The organism is Rhizobium terricola (genome assembly GCF_012927355.1).
GTDB lineage: Bacteria > Pseudomonadota > Alphaproteobacteria > Rhizobiales > Rhizobiaceae > Allorhizobium > Allorhizobium terricola.
The window spans coordinates 78023-93461 of sequence record NZ_JABBGK010000003.1; the positions used below are offsets into that span (position 1 = coordinate 78023).

The following is a 15439-nucleotide window of genomic DNA, read 5'->3' on the forward strand; positions in this document are numbered from 1 at the left end:
TAAGCCACAATTTCTGGGAAATCACATGTCTTATACCCGCAATGTAGCGTAATTGCAATTCTTGAAGCCGCGAATGACCTTTGTCTAATTGCTGTGTGCTTTTGAACTGCTATGAATGTTCGTCAGGGGTCACGGGAGGAGAACCTGCGACCCGACACATAATTGGCGCGTCAACATGAGGAGGTGTTCATGTCAGCCAAAACCTATCCGGTGCTGAAGTCGGCAAAGAGCCGTGCCCTGATCGACAAGGACAAGTACCTGAAGTGGTACGAAGACAGCATCGAGAACCCGGAAAAGTTCTGGGACAAGCATGGCAAGCGCATCGACTGGTTCAAGCCTTACACCAAGGTCAAGAACACCAACTTCAAGGGCAAGGTCTCGATCAAGTGGTATGAGGACGGCCTAACCAACGTCTCGTACAACTGCATCGACCGTCACCTGAAGACCCATGGCGAACGCACGGCGATCATCTGGGAAGGCGACAACCCCTATATCGACAAGAAGATTACCTACAACCAGCTCTACGATCACGTCTGCCGCCTCGCCAACGTCCTGAAGGATCAGGGCGTCAAGAAGGGCGATCGCGTCACCATCTACATGCCGATGATCCCGGAGGCGGCCTATGCGATGCTCGCCTGTGCCCGCATCGGTGCGATCCACTCGGTGGTCTTCGGCGGTTTTTCTCCTGACGCCCTGGCCGGCCGTATCGTCGACTGCGAGTCCACCTTCGTCATCACCTGTGATGAAGGCCTGCGCGGCGGCAAGCCGGTGCCGCTCAAGGAAAACACAGACACCGCGATCGACATCGCAGCCAAGCAGTATGTGATCGTCAACAAGGTTCTCGTCGTGCGCCGCACCGGCGGCAAGATCGGCTGGGCGCCGGGCCGCGACCTCTGGTATCACGAGGAAACTGCCAAGGCGAAGCCGGATTGCCCGCCTGTCAAGATGAAGGCGGAAGATCCGCTCTTCATTCTCTACACCTCCGGTTCGACCGGCAAGCCGAAGGGTGTCGTCCACACGACCGGCGGCTATCTCGTCTATGCTTCGATGACGCACGAATACGTCTTCGACTACAAGGACGGCGAGATCTACTGGTGCACCGCGGACGTGGGCTGGGTTACGGGCCACTCCTATATCGTCTACGGACCGTTGGCGAACTGCGCCACTACGCTGATGTTCGAGGGCGTGCCGAATTTCCCCGACCAGGGACGCTTCTGGGAAGTCATCGACAAGCACAAGGTCAACGTCTTCTATACAGCGCCGACGGCTATCCGTTCGCTGATGGGCGCGGGCGACCAGTTCGTCAAGAGATCCTCTCGGTCGAGCCTTCGTCTCCTCGGTTCGGTCGGCGAGCCGATCAATCCGGAAGCGTGGGAATGGTATTACAACGTCGTCGGCGAGCAGAAGTCGCCGATCGTCGATACCTGGTGGCAGACCGAAACAGGGGGCATCCTGATCACCCCGCTGCCGGGCGCGACTGATCTCAAGCCGGGCTCGGCGACCCTTCCGTTCTTCGGCGTCAAGCCGCAGCTGGTCGACAATGAGGGTAACGTGCTCGAGGGCGCCACCGACGGCAATCTCTGCATCACCGACAGCTGGCCGGGCCAGGCGCGTTCGATCTATGGCGATCACCACCGCTTTGCCGAGACCTATTTCTCCACCTACAAGGGGAAATACTTCACCGGCGACGGCTGCCGCCGCGACGAAGACGGCTATTACTGGATCACCGGACGCGTGGACGACGTTCTGAACGTCTCCGGCCACCGCCTCGGCACGGCGGAAGTGGAATCGGCTCTGGTGTCGCACCACTTCGTCTCCGAAGCGGCCGTCGTCGGCTACCCGCATTCCATCAAGGGTCAGGGCATCTACTGCTATGTCACGCTGATGGCGGATCACGATGGTGACGAGGCGCTTCGTCAGGAGCTCATCAAGCATGTCCGCGCGGAAATCGGCCCGATCGCGACACCGGACAAGATCCAGTTCGCTCCCGGCCTGCCGAAGACCCGTTCGGGCAAGATCATGCGGCGTATCCTGCGCAAGATCGCCGAGGACGATTTCGGTGCGCTCGGCGATACCTCGACGCTCGCCGATCCGGGCGTCGTCGATGATCTGATCGCGAACCGTCAAAACAAGAGCGCCTGATCGCTTACTGTTTCAGAAGTCCCCCTTGAGCCCCTCTGCCTCGCGCATTGGGGCTCCTTTTTCATGAACAGCGCGGCGTCTTCTTGTGGCCGCCGCGATAAGGTTCGGCGAGCCCTTCGGCAAGCAGGGTGGTGGTGGGATCGCTGCCATCGGCCAGCCGGATGGCTGCGACCACCCGACCGTAATACTTGTCACCCGAAATATCGGTCAAAGACACGAGCGGCGAGGCGGCCAGAAGCTCGGAAAGCACCGCCTGGGCTTCAAGGGCGGCATGGCGCGTTGCCGGACAGTGCGATTTGAGTTCCGGCGCGTCTATGCCGCGCAGGCGCACATAGGTGGTCACACGATGACCCGGCCAGGGCATGGCGCTCACCATGACGGTGTCGCCGTCAATGACGCGAACCAGTTCTGCAGCGACCGGTCCGGCAATCCGCTCGGCGGCGTGGAGAGTACCTATTGTGCCGGGTGCACTGCTCAGGATGACAGCAAGGAATGCGCGCAGGAAGGGATGGGTTCGCATGGATATGGAACATATTCCTATCAAGCGACGCAATCAATAGGCTTTTATTCAAGCCTCAAAAGTCGATGGCCCTGCCATTGATCTCCCAGTCGCCGAAACGCGCCGGATCGGCGCCGCCGCGGCCGCCGATTTCGGGCGCCGGTTGCTGTCGCTTCTCTGCGTTGCGACGTTCTTCCGCCTCGGCGAGCGCGCGCATTGCAGCCTCGCTCAACGGCCGGCGCGCCGGCTGAGGGACGTCAACTCCGGCATCCTGTGGCTGATTGTCATTGTCGGCGATGTCGCTCATGACCGATTCATTTCCGAAATCATTGAAACTTTGCTCAGGCCTTTTACATCTAGTGCAGCCATGCGCGTCAACCAAGCTCTCATTGGCGTCCATGCGTCCAAAGACGGAGACAAAGAGATGAACTTCATGCGTACCGCCATGTTGCTCGCCTTCATGACGGCACTTTTTATGGGTGTCGGTTACCTGATTGGCGGCCAGAGCGGGATGATGATCGCGTTCGTCGTCGCCGCGGGCATGAACTTCTTCTCCTACTGGAATTCCGATCGCATGGTGCTCCGCGCTTATCACGCGCAGGAGATCGATGAGAACAACGCCCCGGAATTCTTTGCGACGATCCGCGACCTTTCGAAGAATGCCGGCTTGCCGATGCCGCGCGTCTATATCTTCGACAGTCCGCAGCCCAACGCCTTCGCCACGGGCCGCAATCCGCAGAATGCGGCGGTCGCCGCCTCGACCGGCCTGCTTCGTCGCCTGACACCGGAAGAGGTGGCCGGGGTCATGGCGCATGAACTCGCCCATATCGAGAACCGAGATACCTTGACGATGACGGTGACCGCCACGCTTGCCGGTGCGATCTCGATGCTCTCCAATTTCGCCTTCCTGTTCGGCGGCAGTCGCGACGACCGGAACAACCCCTTCGGGTTCGTCGGCGTTTTGGTCGCGATGATCGTTGCGCCACTTGCCGCGATGCTCGTGCAGATGGCCATCAGCCGTACTCGCGAATATGCCGCCGACCGGCGCGGCGCCGAAATCTGCGGCAATCCCCGGTGGCTTGCCTCCGCTCTCCAGAAGATTGCCGGTGACGCTTCCCACGTCGAGAACCTCGATGCCGAGCGCAATCCCGCGACCGCGCACATGTTCATCATCAATCCGCTGTCTGGGCAGCGGATGGACAACCTGTTCTCGACCCACCCAAATACTGAAAACCGCGTCGCCGCCTTGCTCCAGATGTCGGAAAGTGGCTTTGGGGGATCGACGCGGCCGGCACCCGCTGATAATGCGCCCCGTAAATCGCGTTCCGTACCGAATACCGGGTGGGGTCGCGGTGGCTCCGAACCACCTAAGGGACCATGGTCTTGAACGACGAGCGCAATCGGCGAAAACCTTCCGGCAAGAACCCCACGACAGGACGCCCGGGCTCTGATCCGGCCCATCACGCAGCGCCGAAGCCCGGCTTCGAGGTTCGCAGCGCGGCAACAAAGATCCTGGCGGCGGTCATCGACAAGAAGACCCCGCTCGACGGCATGCTCGACGCCGAACATGGCAACCCGGCCGTTCGCGGCCTTTCCGAAGCTGACCGCGCTCTCGTCAGGGCCATACTTCACAGCGCCCTGCGCCACCTGCCACGCATCGAGGCCATCATTGCCGGTCTGCTCGACACGCCGCTGCCCGATGGCGCTCGCTCGCTCCATCACCTGCTGGTCGTTGCGGCCGCGCAGATGCTCTACCTTGATGTCCCCGACCATTCGGCCGTCGATCTAGCCGTCGAACAGGCCAATCATGATCCCCGCAATCGCCGTTTCGCCAAGCTAACCAATGCCATCCTTCGCCGGATCGGGCGCGAAAAGGAGGCTCTGCTCGCTTCGGTCGCCGATCTCCCCTGCTTCCCGGATTGGTTCTTTGCGCGCATGGTCGAGGTCTACGGACCGGAGGCTGCACGCGCGATCGCCGAAGCACAGATGCAGCCGGCAGCGATCGACGTGACGGTCAAGCAGGACACCGCGCTCTGGGCGGAGCGGCTCAACGGCAAGGTTCTGCCCACCGGCAGCCTGCGGCTCGAGCGTTTTCGGGGCACGATCCCCGAACTCCCGGGGTTCGACGAGGGCGCGTGGTGGGTACAGGATGCGGCCGCAGCACTTCCAGCCAGGCTCTTCGGTGACATTCGCGGCAAGCGTGTCGCCGATCTCTGCGCCGCGCCCGGTGGCAAGACCGCGCAGCTGATCGCAATGGGTGCCGAGGTAACCGCCGTCGAGCAGTCCCGCTCGCGCCTGACCCGGCTTCAATCCAATCTCGCCCGGCTGGGCTTTGAGGCGACGTGTGTGCTTTCCAACCTGCTCGATTTCAAGCCGGACCAGCCCTTCGACGCCGTGCTTCTCGACGCGCCCTGCTCCTCCACCGGGACGACACGTCGCCATCCCGATGTGCTCTGGACGAAAGGGCCGGAGGACATTGCCAAGCTCGCCGAGCTTCAGGAAAAGCTGCTGCGTCACGCGCTGACACTGGTTCGCCCGGGCGGGCTGGTGGTCTTCTCCAACTGTTCGCTTGACCCGAGCGAGGGCGAGGAGATGATCGAGCGCGTTCTCGGCGGTGATGCGGGTCTTGAACGCGTCCCGGTCGATCCTGCGGACTGGACTGGCCTTGAAGATGCGGTCACCGTGCGCGGTGAAATCCGAACCACCCCGGCCATGCTTGCAACCGAAGGCGGCATTGACGGATTCTATGCATGCGCAATCGCTAAGATTTAACGGAATTTTCACTAAAATTGTTCGAATCTGAGGGAATACGCAATTGGCGGCTCGCAGATCGCGGGTTACGGCGATATGCGGAACGACTGCGCCTTGCCTTCAAGGCGGATAATGGTGCGGATCGAGGCACGCTCGACGCGTCCGGCGGGGATGTCGCCCGGGTTTCAGTGCGACAGCTTGGGAAGATGATGCGACTGACGCAACGCCAGAAGCTGGTCTATCTGTACATGGCGGAAACTGGGCGAAGGGTTGTCCGCGCTTTCCGGCGCTTCCGTGTGCCCTCCTTCGGTCTGCCGGGCGTGGCTCCAGGCCGTCTCATCGTCGCGCCGACGGATCTGCGGGTGATCGATCCCTTCGTTGCCGAAGAGATCTTCGTGGGGCGTTTCCCGCTGGCAGGCCGCATTCTCGATGCAGGCAATCAGTCGCCCTTCGCGCTTGAACTTCCGTCCCATCATTTTGCCGTACGTCTTCATTCCTTTGCCTGGTTGCGCCATATCCGTGCCGACAAGAGTGCTGCGGCCTGTGCCAACGCGCGCGCGATCGTCGACGACTGGATCGGGCTGCACGGGTCGAGGATCGGCGGCGTCGCATGGGAAGCCGATGTCATTGCCCAGCGCATCATCGCCTGGCTCTCACATTCGACGGTCGTCTTGCATGAGGCCGATGCCGGATTCTATCGCCGCTTCCTGACCAGCCTCGCCTATCAGGTGCGTTATCTTCGCCGCAATGCCGGACATTCTCCGGCCGGGTTTACCCGCCTTAGGGTGCGCATAGCGCTGGCGATGGCTTCGATCTCGATGGAAACGCGCGGGTCGACCATCCGTCGCAGTGCACGCGAACTCAATCGCGAGATCGACCGCCAGATCCTGCCCGATGGTGGTCATGTGTCGCGCAATCCGCAATCCGCTGTCGAACTGTTGTTCGACCTTCTGCCGCTGCGGCAGACCTACATCAATCTCGGACATGAAGTTCCGGCGAGGCTCATTCCTGCGATCGACCGGATGTATCCGGCGATCCGTTTCTTCCGCCATCAAAGTGGCGACCTTGCCCTTTTCAACGGTGCGAGTTCGACCCTTGCGAACGAATTGATGTCGGTTTTGCGCTACGACGAGACCGCCGGGCAACCCTTCAAGGCGCTGCCGCATTCTCAATATCATCGCATGGCGGCCGGCGGCGCAGTCGTGCTGGTTGACACCGGCGTGCCGCTCTCGTCCGACCTGTCCCGCACGGCCCATGCGGGGTGTCTGTCCTTCGAGCTCTCGTCCGGACGGCACCGGTTCATCGTCAACAGCGGGTCGCCCCGTTTTGCCGGCGACAAGCTCAGGCAACTGGCCCGCACCACGGCTGCTCATTCGACGGTCTGCATCGGCACCTCATCCTCGGCACGCTTTTCGGAATCGGAGTATCTCGGACCTCTCATGGTTTCCGGCGTCTCCAAGGTCGATGTGTCGCGTCAGACCGGGCCGGACGGCAGCGACCGGCTCTGCGCCAGCCATGACGGTTATCTCGGCAAGTTCGGCCTGGTTCACGAGCGCGAGATCCGCATGAACGAAGCCGGCAACAAGATCGCTGGAAGGGACCGTTTCCTTACGCCGGACGGCAATCCCGCGACCGAAGCGCCGGCCGAGGCTGCTGTCGCCCGGTTCCATGTCCATCCCTCGATCACGCTCGAACGGATCGACGAACGCAAGGTGCGGATGACTGCCTCCGACGGTGAGAGCTGGACCTTCTCCACGCCGACGGGACAGCTCTTGATCGGCGAGGACGTGTTTTTCGCCGACGTCTCGGGCGTGCGGCCGTCGCAACAGCTCGAACTTGCCTTCCAGGGCCCGGAAGTGCGCTGGTTTCTTGCCCATCACGCATAGAATGGTTCCCTCCGGGGGTAAGCTGTGCTAGGCGGCGGCATCGCGCACGCGATGTCCTTTTCCCCGGCAGCGCGGCAGTTCAGATCGGAGCAGAACCATGGCAGTCGTATCGAAGAAAATCCCCGTTCCAGACCGTGTCAAAGTCCGCACTGCCCTTCTGTCGGTGTCCGACAAGACCGGCATCATCGAGTTGGCCCAGGCACTGAACGACATGGGTGTACGCCTGCTGTCGACCGGTGGCACGCACAAGGCGATTGCCGCAGCCGGACTGCCCGTCACCGATGTCTCCGAGGTCACGGGTTTCCCGGAGATCATGGATGGTCGCGTCAAGACGCTGCACCCCAACGTGCATGGCGGCCTGCTGGCGATCCGCGATGATGCCGAACACGTTGCTGCGATGAAGGCGCATGGTATCGACGCGATCGATCTCTCCGTCATCAATCTCTACCCCTTCGAGGCGGTCCGTGCCGCCGGGGGCGACTATCCGACTACGGTCGAGAACATCGACATCGGCGGTCCGGCGATGATCCGCGCCTCGGCAAAGAACCACGCCTATGTCACCGTTCTGACAGACCCCTCCGACTACCCTGCCCTGCTCGAGGCCCTGAAGGCCGACGATTGCCAGACGACCTATGCGCTACGCCAGCAGTTCGCCGCTAAGGCCTTTGCCCGCACGGCTGCCTATGACGCGGTGATCTCGAACTGGTTTGCCGAGGCTCTGTCCATCGATATGCCGCAGTATCGCGCGATCGGTGGCTCGCTGAAGGAAACCATGCGCTATGGCGAGAACCCGCATCAGAGCGCCGGCTTCTACCTGACGGGCGACCAGCGCCCGGGCGTTGCCACGGCAACTCTTCTGCAGGGCAAGCAGCTGTCCTACAACAATATCAACGACACGGATGCGGCCTTCGAACTGGTGGCCGAGTTTCCGCCCGAACAGGGACCTGCCTGTGCGATCATCAAGCACGCCAACCCGTGCGGCGTCGCGACCGGTTCCAGCCTGGTGGAAGCCTATCAGCGGGCGCTGGCCTGCGATTCCATCTCGGCCTTCGGCGGCATCATCGCGCTCAACCAGACGCTCGATGCGGAGACGGCGCATGAGATCGTCAAGCTGTTCACCGAAGTGATCATCGCGCCTTCCGTCACCGACGAAGCGAAGGCGATCATCGCGGCAAAGCCGAACCTGCGTCTGCTCACCACCGGTGCCCTGCCCGACCCGCGCGCGCGGGGCATCGTCGCCAAGACGGTTTCCGGCGGTCTTCTGGTGCAATCGCGCGACAATGTCATGGTCGAGGATCTGGAGCTCAAGGTGGTGACCAAGCGCGCGCCCACCGCGACCGAACTCGAAGACATGAAGTTTGCCTTCAAGATCGCCAAGCACGTGAAGTCGAATGCGGTAATCTATGCGAAGAACGGCCAGACGGCGGGCATCGGCGCCGGCCAGATGAGCCGCGTCGATTCCGCCCGTATCGCGGCGCTCAAGGCCGAAGATGCCGCCAAGGCGCTTGGGCTTGCCGAACCGCTAACCAAAGGCTCGGCTGTCGCTTCGGAAGCTTTCTATCCCTTCGCCGATGGCCTGCTTGCCGCCATCGCGGCAGGAGCCACCGCGGTCATCCAACCGGGTGGATCCATGCGAGACGCCGACGTCATTGCCGCGGCCGACGAACATGGCGTGGCCATGGTCTTCACCGGCATTCGACATTTCCGCCACTGATCGACGATCACCAGAATGGAAAGAAGCCCGGCCTTGTCCGGGCTTTTTTCATTGCTCAAGCGGAGATGCCGGATGGGCAGCCGGATAAGGCGTCCTGAGCAGGATTACCAGGCCGCCGATGAGAAAGACGATCAGGCTCGCCATGCCGATACGGGCCGAACCGGTCCAGTAGGTCAGGAGCGAAAAACTGAGGGTGGCCATGAAGCTCGTGGCGCGGCCGGAAAGTGCATAGATGCCGAAGTAGCGCCCGGCCTCCGCAGGGCTGACACTCCGGGCCAGATAGGAACGCGACGATGCCTGGACCGGGCCGAAGGCAATGCCGATCAGCAGGCCATAGAGGATGTAGGCCTTTTCTGCGGGCGTCGAGAACAGACCCTCCGTCGTCGTCACCGGCAGGCTGACCAGCCCGAAGAGGGTGAAGTCGGTGCCCGTCGAGATGATGCCGATGGTGGCTGCCAGCAGCGACAGCAGGCTGAGTACCACGACGAACTTTGAGCCGAGCACTCGGTCGAGCGAACTTGCGGCGATGCAGCCGAAGATCGCGATGATGTTGAGGATGATGCCGTAGATGCCGATCTCCATCGTCGACCAGCCGAACATCGCTGCCGCGAACACGCCACCAAGGGTCAGCAGGCCGTTCACGCCATCCTGGTAGATCATTCGCCCGACCAGGAAACGCAGGATCCCGGGCTTGTTCCTCAGTTCGGAAAGCGTATGGCCGAGATCCCTGAGGCCCGAGCGCACGGCTGCCGGAAGCGGCTTGCCGCGTCCTGCGTCGGGTGTGAACAGGAACATCGGAAGGATGAAGACGAGATACCAGAGGGCCGAGATCGGGCCGGTGACACGTGCGTCCTCGCCGGCGGCGGGATCGAGACCGAAAATGGGCGTCCCGCCCAGGAGCGTTTTGCCAGTCTGCGGATTGCCGGCTATGAACAGGACCACACTGATCAGCACGATCATGCCGCCCAGGTAACCGAGGCCCCAGGCAATGTTGGACACGCGCCCGACGTCCTTCGTGCCGACGAGCCGCGGCATCATCGAGTCGTTGAAGACGATCGAAAATTCGGCCGAGACCGTGGCAAGCACCATCAGGAGTACGATGAAGGCGACGGGGGAACCGGGCGCCGCCGTCCAGAGGAGGCAGAGGCTGACAATCTTGATCACGGCGAAAAAGGCGATCCACGGCTTTCGTGAGCCGGATTCGTCGGCGATCGCGCCCAGGATCGGCGACAGCACGGCGATGATGATCGACGAGATCGTCGCCATGTTGCTCCAGGTCGCCTGGGCGCTCACCGGATCGCTGGTGAGGCGCGAAACGAAGTAGGGACCGAAGATGAATGTCGTGATCACCGTGAAGAAGGGTTGGGCTGCCCAGTCGAACAACATCCAGCTCATCACCCCGCGGCTATAGACCTTCTCTCCCCGGTCGTCCGTTACTCCCGCCTGTACCGTCACGCGTCCGTTCTCCCCCATCTGCCGATGGGGGACACTGTCATCTTGTCCGGTCGTTCGCAAGGTCGGTCAGCAGGCCTGCCGCCACCGTGATCTTCGCGAGGCTGCCCTCGCTGCCCTCGCTGAGGGCCGCAAGCTCCGTTGCCAGCCGGTTGACCCGCTGGCGGGCGGCTGCGAGCCAGGCGTTGACCGGATGTTTCTCGCCGCCATGCCGGGCAAAGGCCGACACAACGATATCGCGACGGGCCGCACCGATCTGGTCGAGGCTGCGACCGAGCGCGAGGCTCTCGTAGTGATCGCTGCTGACGATACGGTTTCCGGCGACGAGGATGCGATCGATCCGGAACGCTTCCGAAACAGCAAAATAGGCTTCGATGACACGCGGCAGCTGTGCTTCGGTCCGCATGGCGATCTGCATGACCTCGGGCACCAGGAGCAAGGTCTGAAGGCCGACTATTTCGCGGGCGATGTCTGCCGGGGCGCCGCCATCCTCCAGTTCTTCCACCTCCTGTTCGAAGGTTGCCTTGAGATTGGCCGGAAATGCCGAACCGAAGGCCTGGCGGGCCGATTTCACCGCAGACTTGAGGCGAGCGAGGGCCTCGGAGAGATCACCGGTGGACATGCCGGTCTCGACCAGCAGACGGGTGACACCTGCATAGACGCGGGCGACGATCGCATGCATCCGGTTCTGAGTTTCGCCAGGGATCTTCGCGTCGAGCGCATCGATCTTCTCCCAGAGCGCCGGTAGCTGCAGGCCGTCGCGGGTGAGCAGGGCCGCCCTGACGATCTCGGGCGGCATCGCGCCCGTGGCATCACCGATCGTGGTAATGAAGCCCGGGCCGCCGCGATTGATAACGTGGTTGGCGAGTACCGTCGCGATGATTTCGCGATGCAGGCGGTGCCCGGCGATATCACCTGCATAGGTCCTGCGCATCTTGGCCGGGAAGTAGTTAGTCAGCGCGCTTTCGCAATAGGGATCATCCGGCAAGTCGGAGGCGACCAGCTGGTCGAAGAGGACGATCTTGGCATAGGAAAGCAGGACGCCGATTTCCGGCCGGGTGAGTGCCTTGCCGGACGCGAAACGTTCGGACAGCGTCGCGTTGTCCGGAAGGGTCTCGACCTTGCGGTTGAGGCGGCCGAGGCCTTCCAGATAGTTCATCAGGCGGCCGAGTTCCTCGCGGTTCGCGGCGCCCTTGCGCTGTGTCAGCGAGATCGCAAGCGTCTGCAGGTAGTTGTTCCGCAGAACCAGTTCCGCCACCTCGTCAGTCATGTCCGAGAGCAGTTTGTCGCGCTTGTCGCGCGTCAGACGCTTGTCGGCCAGTGCCGAGGAGAGGGCGATCTTGATGTTGACCTCGACGTCGGAGGAATTGACGCCTGCCGAGTTGTCGATCGCGTCGGAGTTCAGGCGCCCTCCGCTCAAGGCATAGGCGATGCGGCCCTTCTGGGTGACGCCGAGATTGGCGCCCTCACCGATGACCTTGGCGCGCACTTCCCCGCCGGTAACGCGGATTGCGTCGTTGGCGCGGTCGCCGACATCGGAGTCCGCCTCGTCGGAAGCCTTGATGTAGGTACCGATGCCGCCGAACCACAACAGGTCGACAGGCGCCTTCAGGATCGCGTTCATGATGTCGAGCGGGGTAGCGACCGTCTTGTCGAGGCCGATGATCGCTGCCGCCTCAGGCGTGAGCGTCACCGATTTTTCGGCGCGCGAAATGATCATCCCGCCCTTCGACAGGAGCTTCGTGTCATAATCCTGCCAGCTCGAACGCGGCAGTGCAAACATGCGCTTGCGTTCCTTGAAGGAACGGGCCGTATCTGGATCCGGGTCGATGAAGATGTCGCGGTGGTCGAAGGCCGCGACGAGCCGGATCTTCTCCGACAGGAGCATGCCGTTGCCGAAGACGTCGCCCGACATGTCCCCGACGCCGGCAACCGTGAACGGTGTCGACTGGATATCGATGTTCATCTCGCGGAAGTGACGCTTGACCGCTTCCCAGGCGCCGCGCGCGGTGATGCCCATCTTCTTGTGGTCATAGCCGGCCGAGCCGCCGGAGGCGAAGGCGTCGTCGAGCCAGAAGCCGGCGGCTTGGGCCAATCCGTTCGCGGTGTCCGAGAAGGTTGCCGTTCCCTTGTCGGCGGCGACGACGAAATAGGGGTCGTCATCGTCCAGCCGGACGGTGTCGGCCGGCGGCACGATCCGGCCGCCGTCGATGTTGTCGGTGATCGACAGCATGGTGGTGATGTAGGTCTTGTAGGCCTCGGTGCCGGCCGCCAGCCAGGCGTCGCGGCTACCGCCGACGGGCAGGAGCTTCGGGAAGAAGCCGCCCTTGGCGCCGACGGGCACGATTACCGCGTTCTTGACCTGCTGCGCCTTGACGAGGCCGAGCACTTCCGTGCGGTAGTCCTGTGCGCGATCCGACCAGCGCAGGCCGCCGCGGGCGACCTTGCCGAAGCGCAGGTGGACGCCTTCCACTTCGACCCCGTAGACGAAGATCTCGCGATAGGGTCGCGGTTCGGGCAGGCCTTCGAGCAGCTGCGGATCGAACTTGAAGGCGAGCATAGGCCGCTCGCTCTGGGCATAGGCCTTCTGGTAGTAGTTGGTGCGAAGCGTGCAGTCGACTGAGTTGAGATAGCGGCGCAGGATCCGGTCCTCATCGAGGCTCGGAACCGATACAAGGGCCGCCTCGAGGGCTGCCCGGCCCTCGGCGAGCTTCTTCAGGCGGATTTTCTCGCCGATCCTTGGATCGAACGTCGTTTCGAACAGCGAGAGGATGGAGGCGGTGATTTCCGGATACTTGTTGAGTGTATCGGCGATGTGGCGTTGGGAGTAAACGAAGCCGCACTGGCGAAGATGGGCGGCATAGGCGCGCAGCACATTGGCCTGGCGCGCGCTGAGGCCCGCCGTCATCACCAGCCGGTTGAAGGCGTCGTTGTCGACCGTGCCGCGGAAGGCGAGCACCAGTGCCTCCTCGACGGCCTTGCCCTGGGTCGCGATGTCGAAGCTGCGCGCTCCATGGACCTGAAGTTCCATGTCGTGCAGGACGACCAGCCTTTCGGTTTCATTCCGGTCGGTGACACCGATGTCGAAGGTGCGTTCGCTGATGACGCCGAAGCCGAGGTTTTCCAGCAGCGGAACGCGGCGCGACAGCGGCAGATGCGCGCCTGCATGGAAGATTTTCAGATAGAGAAGCTGGCCCTCATCGGCGGTGACTTCGTGGAATGCGATCGATATCGGCGCGCCGGCGAGGCAGGCTTCGATATGGCGGAGATCGGCGACCGCGTCCGCGGCTTCGAAGGCCTCCTGATAGGCCTGGGTCACGGAGAGCTTGGGCGCGGCAGGCCCGGCAAGAGTGGCAAAGCGATCGTCCCAGCGCGCGGTGATTTCACGGATCGCCTGCTCGAGGCGCGCTTGCGGAATGCGGGGCGTCTTGCCTTCGGAGCGGCCGATGATGATGTGCACACGGGCGACACCGCCCTCGGGGAAGGCCGGATAGTAGGCCGATACGTGGCCCTCATAGACGGTCCTGAAATAGTTGCCGATCTTCTCGCGGACGATCGAGTTGTAGTCCTCGCGCGGAACATAGACGATCAGCGAGACGAAGCGGTCGAACTGGTCGATGCGGGGGAGGACCCGGACCCGCGGGCGTTCGGAGAGGTCGTTGATCTGTTCGCAGAACTTCGCGAGCAGGTCGGTGTCGATCTGGAAGAGATCGTCGCGTGGATAGGATTCCAGCGTATTCTGCAGGATGCGACCGGAGTGGCTCTGCGGATCGAAGCCGAAATGGCTCGTCACCTTTTCGATCTTGGCCCGGAGCAGCGGGATCTGGTTGACCGAACGGGTATAGGCCGTCGCGGTGAACAGGCCGACGATGCGGAGTTCGCCGACAACCTTGCCGTCAGGCCCGAAGCGTTTCACGCCGACATAGTCCATGTAGGCGCGGCGATGCACGACCGACTTCACATTGGCCTTGGTGACGATGAGGAAATCAGGCCCCTGCAGGAAGGCAAGAATTTCCGGCGTCGTCGTGACGGCATGCTTGCCCTGGCGGAGCACGAGGACGTCCGGGTCGGACAATATGCCGAGCCCCTGGCCGAGGCTGCGCTCGACCTTCGCTTCCGGGCCTTCGCCCGTGTAGACATATTCGCGCATGCCGAGGAAGGTGAAATTGTCGCTGCGGAGCCAATCGAGGAAGGCCAGCGCCTCGTCGCGGTCAGCCTTGCGGCGTCCTGCGCCCGAGGCGGCACCGGCAAGTTCCTGCATGGCCGCGTCGAGCAAGGCAAGCATGGGTTTCCAGTCGGCGGAGGTCATCTGGACCTGGGCGAGCACCAGGGCCAGACTTGCCTTCAGCGCGGTAGCCTGATCGGCCGTCAGCGGTGCGATGTGGATCTGCATGTAGCTGACACGGACCGCTCCCTCGACCTCGTGTTCCGGGGTCGAGAGCGAGACTTCGCCTTCCTCGGTCCGGGCGAGGATCGGATGGACCGCCATGAAGACGTCGCGGTAGAGGCTCGTTACCTCACCCATGACGGAATCGTAGAGGAAGGACTTGTTGCGATCGACGACCGACAGCACGCTGACCGGAACGCCGTCCGGGCTCACATCGGCGATCGGCTCGATGGTGATGCACGGCTGCTCGCCGTCCCAGGCGGCCAGGTCTTGCGCGGCGCGTACGGCGGAGAATGCGAGCATTTCGGGTGTGTAGAGATCGAGGTCGTCGTTGCTTGCGCGACCGAACAGAATGCCGGGATCGATGAAGGCCTCCCCGTTCGCCACGGCGATACGGCGTGCGCTTTCGAATTGCTGCTCCCGCCGGGGTTTCCTGTTCGCGACCATTCTCTTTTCCTCCCTGTCATCGACACTTTGTGCGGATGATCCATAAAACTGTTTTCCGAAAGGTGTATCTGCTTCGGGCCGCATATGGGAAGTCCATTGTACGGCCGTGCAATTTCTAGGAGCCAATTGGTGCACGATATTGACAGCCCCGGGCGAAAAGC

9 protein-coding genes are annotated in these 15439 nt (G+C 62.5%); 5 read left to right on the plus strand and 4 right to left on the minus strand.

All coding sequences use genetic code 11. The features are described 5' to 3' along the window. Positions 1–189 precede the first annotated feature (189 nt). Positions 190–2142: an acetate--CoA ligase gene (acs, locus tag HHL25_RS15445; protein WP_169593163.1), complete on the plus strand. Its 1953-nt coding sequence runs from the start codon at positions 190–192 to the stop codon at positions 2140–2142. 61 nt (positions 2143–2203) lie between these two features. Here the strand turns inward: acs and HHL25_RS15450 are convergent, their stop codons facing one another. Both HHL25_RS15450 and HHL25_RS15455 read right to left on the minus strand, forming a co-directional pair. Then, a complete protein-coding gene (locus HHL25_RS15450) occupies positions 2204–2662 on the minus strand; it encodes a thermonuclease family protein (protein WP_169593165.1) in 459 nt (152 codons plus the stop codon). 55 nt (positions 2663–2717) lie between these two features. Then, positions 2718–2948 carry a DUF1674 domain-containing protein gene (locus tag HHL25_RS15455; RefSeq protein WP_169593168.1) on the minus strand — a complete coding sequence of 77 codons (231 nt, stop codon included), beginning with the start codon at positions 2946–2948 and terminating at the stop codon, positions 2718–2720. A 117-nt stretch (positions 2949–3065) separates the two neighbouring features. Between HHL25_RS15455 and htpX the strand changes: the two genes are divergently transcribed. The 4 genes from htpX (at position 3066) to purH (ending at position 8992) form a co-directional block, all read left to right on the plus strand. Further along, entirely contained in the window at positions 3066–4028 is a 963-nt protein-coding gene (htpX, locus tag HHL25_RS15460) for a zinc metalloprotease HtpX (protein WP_169593170.1), read from the plus strand. Beyond that, positions 4019–5413: an RsmB/NOP family class I SAM-dependent RNA methyltransferase gene (locus HHL25_RS15465; RefSeq protein WP_169593173.1), complete on the plus strand. Its 1395-nt coding sequence runs from the start codon at positions 4019–4021 to the stop codon at positions 5411–5413. The genes htpX and HHL25_RS15465 overlap by 10 nt, the downstream gene beginning before the upstream one ends. Before the next feature lie 188 nt (positions 5414–5601). Beyond that, positions 5602–7278, plus strand: coding sequence for a heparinase II/III family protein (locus HHL25_RS15470; RefSeq protein WP_169593175.1), 1677 nt, complete (start codon positions 5602–5604; stop codon positions 7276–7278). Between the two features lie 97 nt (positions 7279–7375). Continuing rightward, a complete protein-coding gene (gene purH, locus HHL25_RS15475) occupies positions 7376–8992 on the plus strand; it encodes a bifunctional phosphoribosylaminoimidazolecarboxamide formyltransferase/IMP cyclohydrolase (protein ID WP_169593177.1) in 1617 nt (538 codons plus the stop codon). 48 nt (positions 8993–9040) lie between these two features. Here purH and HHL25_RS15480 read toward each other — a convergent pair whose 3' ends face one another. Beyond that, entirely contained in the window at positions 9041–10387 is a 1347-nt protein-coding gene (locus HHL25_RS15480) for an MFS transporter (protein ID WP_246701867.1), read from the minus strand. Between the two features lie 97 nt (positions 10388–10484). Continuing rightward, positions 10485–15278, minus strand: a complete 4794-nt coding sequence (locus tag HHL25_RS15485; RefSeq protein ID WP_169593179.1) for an NAD-glutamate dehydrogenase — start codon at positions 15276–15278, stop codon at positions 10485–10487. Positions 15279–15439 lie beyond the last annotated feature (161 nt).